Genomic DNA, 16,935 nt, shown 5'->3' on the forward strand with positions numbered 1-16,935 from the left:
ACGATGACGGACTCGATTAACAATAATAACTATGACGATTCAGTGCCGAGGGGTACGTACCAGATTCGACCCGAGACGCTGAACCGGAGCGGGCGGTTGATCGTCAGTAATGCGCCGGCTCCCCGCTACTCCAAGGCCTCACCGCAACCGTTTCAACAGGTCATGGATAACCTTCAGGAGAATCGGACCGCGACAGTCGATCCCTCCTTGCAAAAGACGGAAACAGCGACCCCGGAATTGACGCAAGCCGCGACGACAGAAGCGGCTGTGCCGATGGACCGCTCTGCCCCTCAATCTCGGGAGAACGTTCAGCGGCGCTCCCGCGACTGGGAGTCGGATGCGGATGGCAAGAAGTCTCGTACACAAGCGAGCCACAGTGAACGTCCCAAGTCTCAGGAGGCGGAACAACGCGTTGTCGGCAGAGGCCCCTTGTCCGAAAGGGGACGCGACCAAAAGGGGCAGGGTCAAGGAAAGGAGAATTCCAATTCTTCGCGGGGGGATCATCTCAAGGCGTTTGTTTTACCGGCCCACCTGAAAGGGTTGGGTAAGGGGAAGATTCAGGAATTGGGGCAAAGCGGTTTTCTGCAGCAATTGAAACAGACCCAAACGGCCGACTTTTCGAAAAAGGTCCATCAACCAACGGTTTTTTCGAAGGCACTCCTGGATCAGATCGTCCATTACGTCAAACTCCTTTCAAAGGCGGATGGCGAGAAGGAGATGGATATCTCGCTCCATGAGAAAGTCTTTAAGGGGCTTCGTCTCCGGGTGGCAACGAACCAGTCCAGGATTGAGGCGACCTTCCTCACAGAATCTGAATCGGTGCGCGAACTCTTCCTCGCCAGAAAGGGTGAGATTGAGAAGGCGCTGGCGGAAAAAGGGATTGATGTTCGCAAGATAGATGTTACAATGATTCAGCGTGGTTAGATCCCCCAATATTGTACCGTTTGATTTCGGGAAACTTCCCCACATCGGGGCGGCTGAGGTATCTCTGATCAACGCCTTTCATCGTTTTTTCCCGTCTCATGCTACCTCGGATGAGCTGAAACAGTCTGTCCAGGAGTTGCTTCACGAAGAGCTTGGCTCCGACTTTTCATTTCATGTCGAGAGGGTCGAATCACGGCCGATGGCGCAAGTGTTGGAAGGGCTCCCCCGCCTCGGGATCTTTCTCGTGATAGGACTTCCGCCGAAAGAGGAGAAGATTGTTGTCGATGTCGATCTCCTGATCGCCCATGCGGTTGTTGATCGTCTCTTAGGGGGGCATGGCGACACCTTGGCACAAACCCGCACCCTTTCAGAGATTGAAGAGGGGGTCCTTTCCTATCTCATCCTTAAACTGCTCTCCCATTTTTACGACACGATGGGGGCGTCTCCGCGGGTTCATTTTCGTCTGTTTGATTTTTGTTCCAACACGAACGAACTTCAACCTTATCTGAAAAGTGGGGAGGCGGTTATCGCCTTGACGCTTCAGGTTCGTTTGGGCAGACAATCGGGCTCATTCAAGATGTTGATTCCTTCTTCAATTCTTCTTCAATTCTCCTCTGCCGATGATTTCGGGCTTACAGAGGCCGAAAAGAGAGATCGTTCGGAGCGGATGAACGCCTTCGGTTTTTTGCCGGCCTCTTTATGGGTCGAGGGGGGGAGGACGACCGTCAGGACCGGAGAGCTCTCTCGATTGAAAGAGGGGGATTTTGTGCTCCTCGATGAAGGGGGGGGTGATGCCGTCTCGCTCCGAGTTGGTACGGGAGAACGGCGTTCAGTCCGTGGAAAGATTATCTCCAGGGAACGGAAGCTCCAGGTGCAACTGGAGGAGATTTTCGATGAACATTTTGTGGGGGGGATATGAAGGAGAAGGATCCCTATCTTTCCGAATTAGATGCGCTTGATACCGATCATCAGTTTCCCTCTGATGAAGAGGCAACCGATGTCCAGATGGGTCAGCCGCCGCCATTCTCGGAAGAGGGGGCTGAAGGGCCCATCGAGGAGGCTCCCCATGAATCGGTCTCGCTCGCCTCGGATGTTCCGGTACAACTCGTTGTGGTGTTGGGGCGAAAAGAGGTGACGGTCAAGGATCTCGTCGATTTTAAAAAGGGACAGGTTGTGGAGTTGAACAAGGTTGCGAATGAGGCGGTTGATCTTGTTGCGGGAGGGAAGGTGATTGCAAAAGGGGAGTTGGTTGAGATTGAGGGGAAGTTGGGGGTTCGGATTCTAAAAATGTTAAAATAATATGGAAGGCACACCCGATTTTGCCGCGCTTTTTATGAAGATGATCGCGGGGCTCGTTTTGGTGCTCGTGCTCGCGGTTGTTTTTATCCGCTTTATTCTGCCTCGGACCGGATTGGTGGGAGGGCGCTTCTGGGGAAGGAGGGGGCAGGGGATTGAGGTGAAGGTGTTGGAACGTGTCGTTCTGGAACCGAAGAAGAGTCTTTACATCGTCAAACTTTTGGAACGCTATTTTCTGCTAGGCTCGGCAGAGCAATCGTTGAATCTGATTACAGAGCTGTCAAAAAATGAGGGGGAACAGCTTGAAGGCAAAAATAAATAAACTCTCCATTTCTCTGCTTCTGATCCCGCTCCTTTTTTTGAGTGATACCTTGGCGGCCCAGGCGGGGGACTTTGGCGGCCTCGTGACACCGGGGCAGGCGATTGCGCGTCCCCTTGTCCTTCTCATGGTCCTGGCCGGGATCTCCGTCATCCCATTTGTCGTGATGATGACGACCTCGTTTGTGAAGATTGCGGTCGTCTTGGCGTTGATTCGGACTGCCTTGGGAACCCAGCAGATCCCCCCCAATACGATTATCACAGGTCTTGCGTTGATCCTGAGTGTCTACATCATGATCCCCGTCGGCCTCGAGGTCTACCAGGTGGCGGGAGGGACGATCCAGCAGGGGAGCAGCAAGCCGTTTCTCTCCGATGTCACCGTGAGCCTGCTCGTCAAAGGGGTCCAGGAGGGGCGTGAACCGGTCCGGCAGTTTTTGCTCAAGCATACCCATAAAAAGGAACAGGAGCTTTTTTACAATCTTGCCCGGAAGATGAGGAAGGATGCGGATCGGGAGAAGGTGACAGACAAGGACTTCACCATTTTGGTCCCTTCCTTTGTCATCTCGGAACTCTCGGAAGCGTTTCAGATCGGTTTCATTATTTTTCTCCCGTTTCTTGTGATTGATATTGTGGTGACGAACATCCTGCTCTCTCTCGGGATGTTCCAGATTTCGCCGATAACGGTCTCCCTACCGTTCAAGTTGCTTTTATTTGTGTTGGTCGATGGCTGGTACCTGATCGCGAAGGGGTTGATCCTCGGTTATTTATGATGGAAGCCTACATCATCTCGATTGCCAAACAGGCACTCTATTTGACACTAATTTTGACCGCCCCTCCCGTCGCCGCGGCGATGCTGACCGGCCTTGTGATCAGCCTGATCCAGGCAACAACACAGATCCAGGAGCAGACGCTGACCTTTGTCCCAAAACTCGTGGCGGTGATGGTCGCCCTTGTGCTGGCCGGCCCCTGGACGATGGTTCAGCTCGTTAATTTTGCCAAGTCACTTTTGGAGGCGTTTCCGACTTACGTTAAATAATGGAACGGGTCTTCCACATCGCCGGCTATGAGATCGACTGGCGGTTCTCGCTCCTGCTCGCCTCGCTGATCATGATCCGCATGATCATGATCACCACGACGATCCCTTTTCTCACGGGCAAGCCGGCCCCCGGCATGGTGAAGATCGGACTTGCCCTCTCGCTCCTCTTCTTTCTGTTTCCGTATCTCTCTTCGGAGAGCAAGGGGGTTATGGCACTCACACCGATCCAGCTCGTGACCCTTTACTTCAAGGAGGCGTTTTACGGCCTCGCGATCGGCTTCACCTCGTCGATCGTCTTTCACGGGATTCAGGCATCCGGTCTCGTGATTGACAATCAGAGAGGGGCTGCCCAGGCACGCATGTTGATCCCCCAGTTTCAACAGGAGAGCTCTGTTTTTGGCCAGTTTCAGTTTCAGCTCGGCCTTGTCCTTTTCCTGGCGATTGGCGGGCACATCCATTTCTTCAATGCGGTGATTGGGAGTTACGACAAACTGCCTCTCTTGGGAATCCCCCCTTCCGGTGGGAACTTTCCAGCGTTTGTTGATGAACTGATCCACTTGACCGGCGAGGTCGTCGTCCTTTCGGTTCAGCTTTGCGCCCCGGTCCTGATCTCGATCTTCATTGCCGATGTCATCTTGGGGACGATTTCGCGCACCGCCCCGGCGATCAACGTCTGGGAACTTGGTTTTATCATCCGTGGTGTCCTGGGTGTCTTCGTAGTTTTCCTCGCGCTCGGTCTGATTGTGAGCCAGATGGAGAGGATGACGCTCGGGATGGTGGGGCAGGTGCAGAGGGTTATCGATTTTCTCTCTGGTTTACGATCATTGTAGATCCCAAGGAATCACAACAACATCTTCAGAAAGCGGGTGGGCAGATTCTGCCGGCGCGATAACCAATCCCTTTTCAATTTTTAGATGAGGATAAGCTTCTCTAAATGCCTGAATGCCTCGAGTATCATGACCGGTCGGGCGGCTATTCCCCTTGACCTCAATGGGGTAAAATTTTCCGTTGTATTCCAGCAAGAGATCCACTTCCGCACCTCCGTGAGATCGCCAATGGTAGAGAATCGGTGGGGGATTTAGCAGTTGGCACTGTTTTCGGACTTGGCTCACCATGAGTGTCTCAAAGAGGCTTCCCCAAAGGGGATGTGCCGAGATTGCATCGGGTGTTGAAATCGCCTGGCCAAAACAGGCGAGGCCCGTGTCACTTAAGTATCCTTTCCCTTTCGTGCTGATTCTTTTGATTGTATTCCCGGAGTAAGGTGGAATCTCGTACCATTGATAAGTGGCCTTGAGGAGATCGAGCCAACGATGGGCTGTTTGAGGTGTTAGGCCTAATTCACGCCCTATCTCACTGTAGTTGATCTCTTGAGCCGTAAGGGCCCCGCACAAACGAAAGAATCGGGCAAAAGATTGAAGATCCGAGATCTCTGCCAGAAGACGAACATCTCGTTCCACATAGGTTCTCAAATAAGCAGCGTGGAATGGGGGGATATTTTGTATCTCCAAAAATTGTGCCTCGGGAAGTGAGCCGCGCCAGATTGTCTCAAAAAGAGTGCCAGGGAGTTTGAGGCGAGAACATTTCATGACAAAATCCTCGCTACTTTTGGTGAGCCATTCTCCGAGCCATGAGCTGCCTGGTGTTGTATCGCTGATTTCCTGGAGACTGAAACCATCCAGGTCCAAAAAGACCGCTCGTCCAGCAAGGCTTTCTGCAAGAAGTTTCATGACCCCCCACTGCTGGGAGCCGGTCAAAAGATATTGTCCCGGAGGGCGCTCTTTTTCCAATCGTCTTTTGATGGTAGAGACAAGCTCTGGTGCGTATTGAATTTCATCCAGGATAACCGGCGGTTTTCTGTGGTTTAAGAACAGTTCCGGGTCGGCTCGGGCATTTTCAATATCAATGCTGGGGTCAAAGACAACCCGTGAGATGTTTGGATAGGCATGCTCGAGAAGGGTACTTTTCCCTACCTGTCTTGCACCACTAACAACAACAACGGGAAAAACCTTGAATAGCTCTATTAATCTCTCTTCTAAGCCTCTTTTGAGGTAGTGTCTCTCCATCCCTTGAATTTTAGTGATCTGATCACCAAATATCAAGGAAGTTCTGTTTTTAGTTACCGACACAACTCGACCGGAACCGCCTACCGATAACTACTGTAGGGGGAGGGAGTACCAGGTATGATCGACTTATATGGATTCGAAGGGGGACCGATAAGGCTGCCAGGGGAGCGGTTTGGGTTATTTAAGGGTGTAGATCCCGCAGCCCAACAGGCGGCGCAACGCCAGATGGAAGATCGTCTCAGGCAAGAGGGTCGGAATGAGATGGCGGCTGAGGCGGCCGATCAGTGGATCAAGCAAGGGACCGGGCTTCGATTTCAACAGGATGTGCTTGACGGGGCGGATAACCTTGAAGAGGCGGCCAAAAAGGCCGGATTGGATACCTTTGAGGTCCAGAATCCAAACTGGCGGAACTGGAATTTTAGTATCGATCTGCCGGGCTCCAGGAATGATGATGATAATAACGCCTTTTTGGCCCGCTTAAAACAGGCAGTCACCTCGAGCGCTGCGTCGAGCAGTGATCCTAACGGCGAAAAATTTTGGGACAGGCATTATGGATCGGTCCTCAAATTGATGAAGGAGAAGGCGCCTGATATCAGTGGGAATGCGAAGATGGACGGCTTCAGTGAGTGGAACCGGATTGACGAGAAAGAGAGGGTGAAGCTCCTTCATTTTGCGGTCGTCGCGAATAATCTTAAGGAGAGGATCAAGATAAAGGAGCATCCCGATATCATACGGCTCAAGATGCGCGTTCGGGCGGCCGTCGAGAAGATGTTTGATGCGGGCAGTAAGAAGGAAGGGACATTTGATCAAGAGACCGTTGAGAGGGTGACCGAATTCCTCATGAGGCAGAATGCCCCTGTGGAGGCGCTTGAGTTGGTCTCGGACGTTGCGGCCGAGAAACTGCGCCCCGAAGAACTTAAAGAGAAACTGGCGAAGTATGGTTCGTGGGCCCTGAACATCTTCTTTATGAAGGAGATGATCTGGAGTTTTCTGGCCGACACCTCCGTTGGTAAGAAGGTACGGCTCGATCGGGCCGAGCGATGGCTTCAACAGAGATGGGCCGGAAAATCAGGCCTTGGTCGGTTTTTAACCGGTGTGAGGCCCCCTCCAGGCCTTGCGGCCCATGAGAATGCCGCAAAATTGGGAGGTCTTTTTATAAGGCCCGATCATCCCGTCCTGGATCCTGCCGTTCAGGCCGATCCGGTCCGACTCCACGCCGCCTTCCGGGATCTCGTTTTTGAAAATATTAACTTGGAATGCGATGTGAAGAGGCAACCACGGCCGGGTGAGGTCGAACAGAGGACTCTTAAGTCCCGACAGCAGGCGGCAAGAAAACATGCGACAGCGGCTATAAGGGGTGAGCCACCCGCCTCTGCAGAGGCATTGTCCTACGACCTTCGTGGTCAGCTACGCCCCGGTGAGACCGTTGTAGCGCCGGAGATTTTAAAGGCCCGCTCAAAGATAGCGAAGCAACAGCTTGCCGCGATGACTCGTGGTGCGCCCCTTTCGCCTGTCGCAGTCCCTTCAGTTACTACGACACCTGCTCCATCGGCTCCAGCAACTCCTGAGACACCCGTGGTGTCGGATCCAGCGGCGACTTCAGCCACTACACGGGTTCCAGGCGCCTCGGCCACTTCTTCTGGTGGTAGGGCTAGTGCAGCGGTATCTGGCGATATAGGTACTCCTCCCCCTCCTCCGGCATCGCCACCTTCTCCGCCTGAAACAACTGTTTTAGGTGAGAGGAGCGGCGTTATTGAATTGCCTGAGGCACCTCCCCCGACCGAGCCCCCTGCTGGGGCGCGTGCTCCATCGGGTAGGGCAGTTGCGCTGGCACAGGCAAGCAGTCTTGTCGCCTGGGTCGTCCTGTTTCGAGGGGCCCATATCGCTGTTGATTTTTTGGCAACGAGCCCCGAGTCACGAGAAAAGGGACATACCGCAATAGACTATGTAGGTGGTGTGGGCGGCACAGGATTGTTGTTTTATCTCTCTGCAACGAGCAAGAGCCTATTACCATTAGGAGTCGGCTTAGCTGGGATAGGATGGAGGTCAGTTGCCGATGATGTGAGTGATTGGTTCTCTGTCGGTGGGTGGGAGAAGCCATCTGGCTGGAAAGGAGTCGCCTTTGAGGCCGGTCTTGACGTCGCCTCTCTAGGTGCCGGGGCACTTTCGATCGGTTCTGTTTCCGCCGCCAACGCGGCCGCCGTTGCTGCTGGGACGGCAGAGGGTAGCTTTCTCATCGGTGGGGCGAGTGCAACCGTGGGTGCCGGCGCAGCCCCTTTCGCTGGTGCCATCATCGCAGGTTTTGGGATCGGTTACGCGATTGGAACGGGAGGCGTGAAGGCGGCCGAGGCGCTTGGGTTTGATCCGATCGGCTGGACGGAGAGGAACGTCTTTGGACGGCTCTTTGGGACACCCCGCGCAAAGTATTCAGAAGGGACGGCGACAACCCCGGGGACCCGCGTCACGGTCGATGCAAGTGGCAATCCAACAGGCTCCCAGTCCTATACCCAGCTTGAGTTCAAGGGGGATCTTGTTCGTGACGACAACGAGGTGAAGATGGTCGATGCCAAATCGGGTCAGGATATCGGCTGGAGCTTCCTCAATCCCGATCGCGTTAAATTCAAGAAATTCGAGATGCCTAAATTGGGAGATGACGGAAAACCGGTTCGACTAAAGGACAAGCAGGGGAACTTCATTCAGGCAAAAGGCAAGGATAATAAGCTCATGACCGATGGGGAAGGGAAGCCGATCTATGAGACCGAAAAGACGGAGAAGCCGATTGAGGTCAGTGCGTTTGAGAGGAACATGAAGATCTTAGAAGAGGTTTATTTGAATAACGGCAAGGCGAATGAGGAAGGGCAGTATGTCATTACCGACAATGGGCCAGAAAAGGTTCCAGAAGGGAAGACGCCTACCAAGGATGCGAAGAAGCTGTTAGGAAAAGAGGCGTATGCGTTTGCGCTCGATCGATACATGCGCCGATTGAATAAGTGGACAGAGGATCACCATGGAAATACCACAGAGGGGCACAAATTGATTCTGAAGCTGCTTGATACGAAGATGAGGGAGATCAGGCTCCCGGGGAGCGACCAGGTGATCAATGCCCATGATACGGTGAAGGCGACTGAAAGCAAAAAGAAAGGCAGTGGTGGAGGAGGTGGAAAGCCCCGTCCTGCAGGCGGTGAGGAGTGGACCAATTAGGTTAGGATAATTTATGGCGCAAGGGATCATCAGTTTTCAGGATAAATCGGAAAAAACCCTGCTTGAGGGAGAGATCCTCTATTCCGACGGCAACCTCAACAATCTCCATGACATGGAGGCGGCCTCGATCAGGATCAAGGACGCGGTGGGAGAGCATGTTTTTCATGATACCGATCAACTGGCCGCTTATCTCAAAGACAAGTTCAACGGGCAGGAGGTTGCCTATGTCCGTTGGGGAGAGAAGGGTGGAAAGCTCTCTCCTCCGGCCAGCAGTATCTCATTGGACCGTTTCCTCGAGAAGCATGGGAGCTGGTGGAAGAGGGCCGGGTCGGAAGTGGCTGAGTATGTTGCCCAGGTTCGTATTGATCAGAAGAAGGTTGATTCGATGTATGGTACGAAGACCTTTAGCGGCCAGAAAGAGAAGCAGGCATCCCAGGAACTTTATCAACGCCTGAAACGATTGGGGGATGGATTCAGCCTCACAACGCTCGTGGATGGCGATCTCAGTGTTGGTGGTTTGTCTAATGAAGAGAAGGCGGTCTTCTGGGAGCGGTTGAAGGACCGCTTCCCAGACAGTGGTGACACGGAAGGCGTTTTGGAGGCGATCAAGGCGATGAACCCCTCTCTGAAGATCGGGGATGCCGCTTGCACGATCGACGCGTTCTCTCTCGCCGAAAAAGATTATCACGAGATTGGCGATCGTTTGAACAAGAAAGAGGGGGATGGTGTTGAGGGGGACAACGATGTCGCCCTGGGGAGCATCCCGAGCACACCACAGAATGTCTCGAAGCAGATCGGCAAGATTAAAAAGAAGATCGATGACCTTTTGGCGATCCTGAAATTGTTGATTGCATTGGGTGACACCGACATGCTCGCCCTCTACCTGGAGCTCTACAGCTTAAGGAAAAAGCTCGATGGGGCCAAGGTCTCGGCGCATGTGGCGGATATCCAGAAGGCCCGTGATGAAAATATCGATAAGCTTTTGAAGAAGGCACAGGACTATGAAGAGAAGGCGGCCAGGAGTGAAGATCGTAAAGAGGTGACGAAGTATCGAAACAAGGCAGAGCTGATCCGGAACGTGATCGAAGGGCTCCGCACACTCGACAGGCCTCTGCAGATGCTCGCTGACGGAATGCTCGAGGATGCGCAGCAGCACTCGAAGACCGCCGAGTTTGCGAGAAATATGAGATCGAGGGATAAAGGGAAATTCTATGGTTAGTCTCTCTCCCTCACCCGTAACGATTTGAACGGTTGCAAATGCCCTCTCCCGCTAAGGGGAGAGGGACTAATTTGAAAAGGAGATATTTTGAGGATGTCGAGAAAAATCCAGATACGAGACAGGGCGACGAGGCGCGACGTAGGCGTACTTGACAGTACGTCGAGGAGCCGCCGAGTTGACCAACGAAGTAGGTGGAGTTTTATCGACATCCGACAGACAGGGTTCCTTAACGCGTCTAGTGCCCTACCCTAACCCCCAGACAGCGTGAAAACTGGAACCCGTATCGAACAACGGCCCGCCGGTCCCCCGGCGGGCCGTTTGGTTTTCGGGTGCCAATACCCCTCATCGCGGATTACTTTGTGCCAGGCACGCGTCTAACTACTTGAAAAACAACAATAAACAATCTTGGCGAGCATATGTTCCTTGGCACCGGGCTTGATTTCGTTCATAATAGCACAAATTGGTAGGCGAGGGGAGAGTCCGAGGCAACTCGGCTACTTAGAACGGCCGATAATCTAGTTGTAAGGAGGCACCTATGGAACTTTGGGGTTTTGAACGAGAGGGTGAGACCGTCCCAGGGGAGCGGTTTGGGTTGTTTTTTGGACCACCTCCTGGTAGTTTGGGACGTGCTGCTCCAGTTGCAGCGGCTGTACCAGCGGCCAATCCGAACGAGGTTCAATTCAATTATTCCTGGCTCGGTGACGATGGGAGCTCCGAGGGGGGCGATTTTAAGGCTGATGTTGCACCAGGTGCGGATGTTACAAAGGGACAGGGGCTCGAGAAATTTTTCGAACATCTAAAAGGCAAATTTGAGAAAAAGGGGAGCGGTAAGGTTAAAGGTTTTTTTGAGCGAGGTGGAAAGACATACGACCTTGAGATCGGACAGGCAGTTCCTAAGGGTAAAAAGAACGGTGTCCTTGGGATCGCTTCAACGAGCGTGACCCCCAGAGAGGAGAAGAAACCGGAGGCAGCCGCACAACCGGGTGCCAAACCGGAGCCTCCAAAACAGGGTGAGGCCGCGCCGGGCGACGAAAAGATAAAAAAATTGGAGGGTCAGGTCGACGAGATGTCCAAGCTCCTGAAGGCGATGAGTGAGGATCAGGAAAAGGATGAGAGGAGCGATTTTGACAAGAGCCTCGACCGCGCGAATGGCACGATGGAACGGTTTGGTCGGTTGGGAGAGACGAGTCATTATGCGATGGATGCGTGGGGCTCCATGACAACACCCCATAATGGCGGTTCGATGCTTGGTATTCAGGGACTGGGCGGCAATTTTCAGATGGGGGTCGGTGGCGGTATGGCCGACTTTGGAATGGCCGGCGGCATTGGTGGTATCGGTGGTATCGGGGGTGGGCTTGGCAGTGACGTCTATTTTGATGCAAGCTGGATCGGTACCTCCGGCTCGACGCTTGCCGATACGCGGGCCCAGAATCGGAAACTGGAGGCGCTGATCAATTTCCTCATCGCCCAGATCCTCATGGGGAATATCGATGCGATCACGAGTGCGATGATCGCAATCTCGCGTAAATCGAAACAGACCTTGATTCGCTCTTCCGTCTCGATGCTCCGGGCGATGCAGCATTATGACAAACAGCAAGATGCATTGACGGATCAGTTTGAGAAGATGCAGCCGAAGGGGAACGAAAGTGCCAACGACTTTTCCAGACGCTCCACGGCGTTGAGTCTCAAACTGAACGGCATTGCGGCAGCCCGGCAGATGTTTATGAATCAGCTCCGTGACGTGATGACAATGACGGAAGAGGTTGGGAACGTTGAAAAATCGCTGCTCGATATTACGGGACAGTTCAGGAGACATTATTCGAGGTTCAACGTTTGATGGCGAACGTCAATCACACCGTTTCAATTGGGGGGACGAGGGCGTCGAACTCTATCTCCCCCGATGCCTCACGCGTTACGGAGACCGTCCGAAGCTCTGACGGGACCAAAACAGAATACAAGGGGACCGAACGGGGTCAAACCGTGGCGAACTCCGCGGAGATCCTGCCGCAGGACTGGTTGACAAAACTCTCCTTAAACCATTTTCAGCGTCACAAAGAGGCGCTGACCCGTCTTGAGAAGAGCCTGTCCCAGATCGAGGGGAGAAAGAGGGACTCGGGCAAGGGGTTGATTCAAGAGGCGGAGCAGCAGGTTGTGGTGTTAAGGAGGTCGGCCGATCAGAATCCCCAGAAAAAAGAGGCTCTCTTAAAACAGGTCGGTGAGATTCAGACGGCGCTCGCCCAGGTCAAAAAGGCCCAGACCGAGATGGAGACGCAGTTGGCCAAAGAAGGGCCAAAGGTTCTTCACAAGACCCGGACCGAGGCGGCTGTGAGTCGGCTTGAGCGGTATTATGGCGGCAAGATCCCCGAAGAGGTGCAAAAAAATCCGGAAAAGGTTCGTGAACTTGTGATCGGCCGTCTTCGATTCAAAAATGAGGCGTTGATCAAGGGGCGCAAAGAGGCGCTTGCCGAGATTCAGAAGTGGGAGAAGCTAAAGGCAACGGGCAGTGCGGAGGAGAAAGGGAAGGCCGAGAAAATGATCGCCAAGCTGAAAGTGGATGCGGAAAGATTCTTAAAAGGCGAAAAACTTTTTACCCAGGCGATCCATTTCGCGAACCAGTGGATTCGTGAGCTGGAGAAGAGCGCTATTGAAGAGGAGTTAGATGTTGAACCGGAGAACCTTGTATCAGAGGGGAGCGAATCAGGTGATCTTGCGGAGCCGGGTGGCGAAGGTCCGGCGCCCGCCCGCACGGAAGTTATGAGTACGGGTGGGCGGAACCTGAGCCAGAACCCGGCGGAAGTTGATAGCGCCTTATTGGGCATCTCCTCTACAGGGGGTGACTTTGATGAAGGGTATTCGGAATATGTCGAAATTTATAATACCACACCGTCCTCACCGACCGTCTCGGCGCAGGGCCGCGTGGAGATTTCCGGCCTCGATCTTTCGGGAAACAATTTGGCCCTGATCCAATCTTCAGGACGCCTGCAAGAGGATATGAGAAAGACCAGAAAGCTCTTGGATCAGATCATGAGGCGTCTCCTGGCGGGAGACCTCCGGGTTCTTGACTTGGCCCTCATGATTCTGTCCCATCAGGGTGGACTCAGCACGATTCAGATCGGCGCCAAGACCGTGAAGGCGCTTGAGCAGCTCGATAAAAGCCAGAATGAGATTACCAAGCAGCTCGATTCTGTGAACGCCAATGATCCTACTTTCTCGTCGAGTCTTGCCAAGGCGAATATCCAGGCAAACCAGGTGGCGGCCGATCGAAACTCGGTCATGAATATGCTTCGGACCGTACTTACGACCTACGAAGAGATTCAGAACGTCACGAAGTCGTATCTGGATATCCAAGGTGCACAGATTCGACATCTATCCCGGTTTAACACTTAAGTTATTGTCATAACTTAAGAAAAATGATACCTTGGGAGGGAGAATCGGGGTGGCTTTGGCAACTAAAAAGAAAGATGATTCCAGGAAGTCGAAGGGGGAAGAGGCCGCGAGTGCCTCGATTCCCCTTTTTGCGCAATTGGAAGAGGCGTTAAAGAAAGTTCCCACCGAAAAACTCAAAGAGGCAAAGAGTCGGGTTAGTGACCTCATGAAGGGGGACCTGAAGTGGACCGAGCTCTTTGACTTGTCTCCTGAAAAGCTCAAGCAGATGGGAGAGGTCGCCTACGAACAGTTCAAGTCCGGTTCCTATGCAAGTGCGGAGAAGATCCTTAAAGGTCTGACAGTCATTGATCCGGATAATTACTACTACCACCAGGTGTTAGGAGCGGCCTACCAGCGTCAGAACAAATTTTCGGAGGCGGTTTTGGAATATTCCGTTGCGATCGATTTGAACGGCAAAGATGTCGTTTCGATGACGAACCGGGGGGAGTCCTACGTTAAACTGGGACTTCATCCGCTGGCGGTTAAAGATTTTGACAAGGCGATTGCGGCCGATGAATCGGGAAATGACAAATGGGCCAACCGGGCCCGGATGCTCAAGGAGCAGCTTGGGGTGATCGAGAAAGAGAAGAAAAAATAAGGGGCGAAAAACGTGGCGATTGACTCAACATCACTACGAACTGATCTTCAACGGGATATTCCGACGATGCCGGCCGATATGCCGGTTGCCGATCCGGAGTTTTTTTATCGTGAGCTTCAGGTTCCGCGAACCATCGACTCCAAGACAATAGGGCAGTTCTTCGCCACGCAGGGGAGGCGTCTCTATGCGCTGGAGCATGTTGACAAGATAAAGACCCATTCGGGCGAGGTTCATGATTTTGATGATATTGCCCAGGAGCTTGAGGCGTTTAGCCCGATGACAGGAGAGGAAGAACAGCTTTTGGAAGGGCTTCAAAGGGAGATTGGCGAAAGAACCTCCGGTGGACTTGTCGGGGTTCAGGCGGCAGGGGGCGACTTGACCGATCTGATTGATCGGGCCGAACAGTACGTCAAAGGACACCCCGCCTCCTCATCCACTTCGGCCGGTTCGGGTGGACCCTCCGATATTTTTGACACCCTGTTTATGACAGAGGTGCAGAAACAGAAATCGGAACGCGATGAAAAATACAAGATGCTGCTTGCCCAGGCGAAGGATCCGGAGACGATTGTGATGATCATTGCCGAGAAATATACCGATCTGTACGGGGAGAAATTATCAAAACTGATGCCGGCCTATCGGGATCAGTTAGACAAGCTGGATCAGATGACGGCCCGGATGTCCCTCGAAGGGGCTTCATCCGCCCAGATCGCTGCTGCCAACACGGAGGTGGCGAAGGCGACGAGCTTCATGGGGATGACGACGTTTGCGATCCAGTCGGTCAAGCAGAAGATCGATCAGGTTCAGAATATTTCCCAGTCTGTCCTGGGGAGTATTCATGAGTCGGCCAAGCAGGTCATTGCGAATTTTAGAGGTTAACGAACAAACGAATGCCGCTGGATGATTCACGTGCCCCCTTTAAAGAAGAAGAGCGGGGCAAGGTATTGGACCCTAATCCGGAGCGACGCCGGTACCTTGTCGATCTCTTTTATAAATTTGCACAAAACAGGATTTCTCTTGCCGATCTATCGCGTTTCCCCCGTAAAAAATTGGTCCGGGTCGCAGAGATCGGTTACTTCAAATACAAGTACGGGCGTTATGAGGAGGCCAAGAAGATTTTTGAAACGCTCGTCGCGATCGACCATGCGAATCATTACTATCACACAGCCCTCGGGGGCGTTTATCAGAAGCTGGGGCGGTATGTTGATGCGGTGGTGGAATATACGCGGGCGCACCGTTTAAGACCCAAGGATCTCTGCTCCTACGTCAACCGGGGAGAGATTTATCTCAAACACAAAAACTTCAGAAAAGCGGCCGAGGATTTCAGGGCCGCCATTCAGCTTGATCCCGACGGGAAAAATCTCTGGGCGAATCGGGCACGGTCGCTCGTTATTGCACTCAAACGGAATCTGGAACTGAGACAGAGGTTACAGAGAAGGCCGGCTTCTAGGGAGAATCCGGCTCGTCCTCGCCAATAATCCCATACTTCTTGAGCAGATTACGAATATGCTTTCGGTCGATGCCCGCCTCGCGCGCTGTCTTTGAGATATTGTAATTGTTTCTTCGAAGCATCGCGGCGAGGTAATCTTTTTCGAAAACCTCGACGACCTTTTGTTTTGCCTCTTTGAAGGGGAGGCCCATGTCGACCGACATCCGTTCGGTCGCCTCCTCCTCATCCTTCTCCATTTCCTGAAAAATGTAGGAGATGTTTTGACCCGTAATACTACTTCCTTCCACGAGAGGGACAATTCTTTCCAGAACGTTGATCATTTCGCGAACGTTCCCAGGCCATTGGTAACGGGTGAGCATCTTGAGGGCGTCATCTTCCACACGTGTGACTCGCAGTTTTCCATCCGGCATCTTGTTGAACTTCCCCTCTCCCAAAAATTTTTCGATCAAAAAGGGGATGTCATCCGGACGTTCTCGGAGCGGCGGGATATGAAATTTAACAACCGAGAGGCGATAATAGAGGTCCTCCCGAAAACGCCCCTCGGAGATCTCTTTCCTTAAACTTCTGTTCGTGGCGCAAATCACCCGGACATCGATGGAGGCTGTTTCGTTGGATCCCACCTTTTTCACCTCACGTTGCTCAAGCGCCCGCAGCAGTTTTGGCTGGAGGTCAAGGGAGAGTTCGCCGATCTCATCCAAAAAGATCGTCCCCCCGTTCGCCTCTTCAAAGGCGCCGCGGCGAGTCGTGACGGCACCGGTAAACGCCCCTTTGACGTGGCCGAACAATTCGCTTTCGATAAGGTTTTGGGCGACGCTGCTGCAGTCAAAAACCACAAACGGCTTTGCCTTGCGCGCACTGTTCTGGTGAATCGCCCGTGCGACCACCTCCTTGCCGGTTCCTGTCTCCCCTTCGATGATGACGGTTGCATTGGTGGGGGAGATCTTCTCCAGGATTCCGAAGATCTGTCTCATCTTGCGTGAGCGGCCGACCAGTAGGCCAAATTCGTTCTTGCTGGACGGCTCGATCTGGACCTTCTCATCAAAGGCGACAAATTCAATCCGGGTATTGCCGATCCGGATGATATCACCCGGCGCGAGATACGCCTCCTTCACGCGGATATCGTTGATGTAGGTTCCGTTCGTGCTGTTTAAATCCTTGAGAAGGTAGCTGTCATCCGCCTGCAGAATTTCCAGGTGATTTCGGGAAACGGTTGTGTCCTCAACCATAAACTCGTTGGTCTCTCTTTTTCCAATTCGGATGCGTGGTTGGGTGAGTGCCAGCTTTTTCCCCTTGCCTGGCCCCTCCACAATGATCAACTGACACTTCCGCTCGAAGATAAGATCTTTCTGATCTTCCTTGCCGATCAACGCGGTATCAGTGTCGAGAACGGACTGTTTTTCCATAGAG

The 16,935-nt window shown here is 53.0% G+C and carries 16 protein-coding genes; 14 read left to right on the top strand and 2 right to left on the bottom strand.

Features of this window, described 5'->3' with window-relative positions; all coding sequences use genetic code 11:
* Nucleotides 1-3 precede the first annotated feature (3 nt).
* The 7 genes from HYT77_01275 to HYT77_01305 are packed head-to-tail and all read left to right on the top strand — an operon-like array spanning nucleotide 4 to nucleotide 4,404.
* Nucleotides 4-924, top strand: coding sequence for a hypothetical protein (locus tag HYT77_01275; GenBank protein ID MBI2066630.1), 921 nt, complete (start codon nucleotides 4-6; stop codon nucleotides 922-924).
* Nucleotides 917-1,843 carry a FliM/FliN family flagellar motor switch protein gene (locus HYT77_01280; protein ID MBI2066631.1) on the top strand — a complete coding sequence of 309 codons (927 nt, stop codon included), beginning with the start codon at nucleotides 917-919 and terminating at the stop codon, nucleotides 1,841-1,843. Before HYT77_01275 ends, HYT77_01280 begins: the two co-directional genes overlap by 8 nt.
* Nucleotides 1,840-2,223, top strand: coding sequence for a FliM/FliN family flagellar motor switch protein (locus tag HYT77_01285; GenBank protein ID MBI2066632.1), 384 nt, complete (start codon nucleotides 1,840-1,842; stop codon nucleotides 2,221-2,223). Before HYT77_01280 ends, HYT77_01285 begins: the two co-directional genes overlap by 4 nt.
* Before the next feature lies 1 nt (nucleotide 2,224).
* Nucleotides 2,225-2,542: a flagellar biosynthetic protein FliO gene (locus HYT77_01290; GenBank protein MBI2066633.1), complete on the top strand. Its 318-nt coding sequence runs from the start codon at nucleotides 2,225-2,227 to the stop codon at nucleotides 2,540-2,542.
* Entirely contained in the window at nucleotides 2,508-3,308 is an 801-nt protein-coding gene (gene sctR, locus HYT77_01295) for a type III secretion system export apparatus subunit SctR (protein ID MBI2066634.1), read from the top strand. The genes HYT77_01290 and sctR overlap by 35 nt, the downstream gene beginning before the upstream one ends.
* The gene (gene fliQ / locus HYT77_01300; protein ID MBI2066635.1) at nucleotides 3,305-3,574 is read left to right on the top strand and encodes a flagellar biosynthesis protein FliQ; all 270 of its coding nucleotides are present in this window, start codon (nucleotides 3,305-3,307) and stop codon (nucleotides 3,572-3,574) included. The genes sctR and fliQ overlap by 4 nt, the downstream gene beginning before the upstream one ends.
* A complete protein-coding gene (locus HYT77_01305) occupies nucleotides 3,574-4,404 on the top strand; it encodes a flagellar biosynthetic protein FliR (protein ID MBI2066636.1) in 831 nt (276 codons plus the stop codon). The genes fliQ and HYT77_01305 overlap by 1 nt, the downstream gene beginning before the upstream one ends.
* Here HYT77_01305 and HYT77_01310 read toward each other — a convergent pair.
* Nucleotides 4,396-5,637 (bottom strand): ATP-binding protein, encoded by a 1,242-nt coding sequence (locus tag HYT77_01310; protein ID MBI2066637.1) that lies wholly within the window; start codon nucleotides 5,635-5,637, stop codon nucleotides 4,396-4,398. The two genes, HYT77_01305 and HYT77_01310, sit on opposite strands and share 9 nt — an antisense overlap.
* Nucleotides 5,638-5,754: 117 nt before the next feature.
* On the opposite strand from HYT77_01310, the gene HYT77_01315 reads away from it, so the two are divergent.
* The 7 genes from HYT77_01315 to HYT77_01345 all read left to right on the top strand — a co-directional run bounded on the left by HYT77_01315 (nucleotide 5,755) and on the right by HYT77_01345 (nucleotide 15,556).
* Entirely contained in the window at nucleotides 5,755-8,838 is a 3,084-nt protein-coding gene (locus tag HYT77_01315; protein ID MBI2066638.1) for a hypothetical protein, read from the top strand.
* A 13-nt stretch (nucleotides 8,839-8,851) separates the two neighbouring features.
* Complete coding sequence (locus HYT77_01320; GenBank protein ID MBI2066639.1) at nucleotides 8,852-10,057, top strand: hypothetical protein; 1,206 nt, start codon at nucleotides 8,852-8,854, stop codon at nucleotides 10,055-10,057.
* Between the two features lie 535 nt (nucleotides 10,058-10,592).
* Nucleotides 10,593-11,894: a hypothetical protein gene (locus HYT77_01325; GenBank protein ID MBI2066640.1), complete on the top strand. Its 1,302-nt coding sequence runs from the start codon at nucleotides 10,593-10,595 to the stop codon at nucleotides 11,892-11,894.
* Nucleotides 11,894-13,444: a hypothetical protein gene (locus HYT77_01330; GenBank protein MBI2066641.1), complete on the top strand. Its 1,551-nt coding sequence runs from the start codon at nucleotides 11,894-11,896 to the stop codon at nucleotides 13,442-13,444. Before HYT77_01325 ends, HYT77_01330 begins: the two co-directional genes overlap by 1 nt.
* A 49-nt stretch (nucleotides 13,445-13,493) precedes the next feature.
* On the top strand, nucleotides 13,494-14,081 hold the full coding sequence (locus HYT77_01335) for a hypothetical protein (GenBank protein ID MBI2066642.1): 588 nt from the start codon (nucleotides 13,494-13,496) through the stop codon (nucleotides 14,079-14,081).
* Between the two features lie 12 nt (nucleotides 14,082-14,093).
* Complete coding sequence (locus HYT77_01340; protein MBI2066643.1) at nucleotides 14,094-14,957, top strand: hypothetical protein; 864 nt, start codon at nucleotides 14,094-14,096, stop codon at nucleotides 14,955-14,957.
* An 11-nt stretch (nucleotides 14,958-14,968) separates the two neighbouring features.
* Entirely contained in the window at nucleotides 14,969-15,556 is a 588-nt protein-coding gene (locus HYT77_01345) for a tetratricopeptide repeat protein (protein MBI2066644.1), read from the top strand.
* Here the strand turns inward: HYT77_01345 and HYT77_01350 are convergent.
* Nucleotides 15,525-16,931 (bottom strand): sigma 54-dependent Fis family transcriptional regulator, encoded by a 1,407-nt coding sequence (locus HYT77_01350; protein MBI2066645.1) that lies wholly within the window; start codon nucleotides 16,929-16,931, stop codon nucleotides 15,525-15,527. The genes HYT77_01345 and HYT77_01350 overlap by 32 nt on opposite strands.
* Nucleotides 16,932-16,935: the final 4 nt, after the last annotated feature.

Source organism: Deltaproteobacteria bacterium, from assembly GCA_016180855.1.
In the GTDB taxonomy this organism is placed as follows: Bacteria; UBA10199; UBA10199; order JACPAL01; family JACPAL01; genus JACPAL01.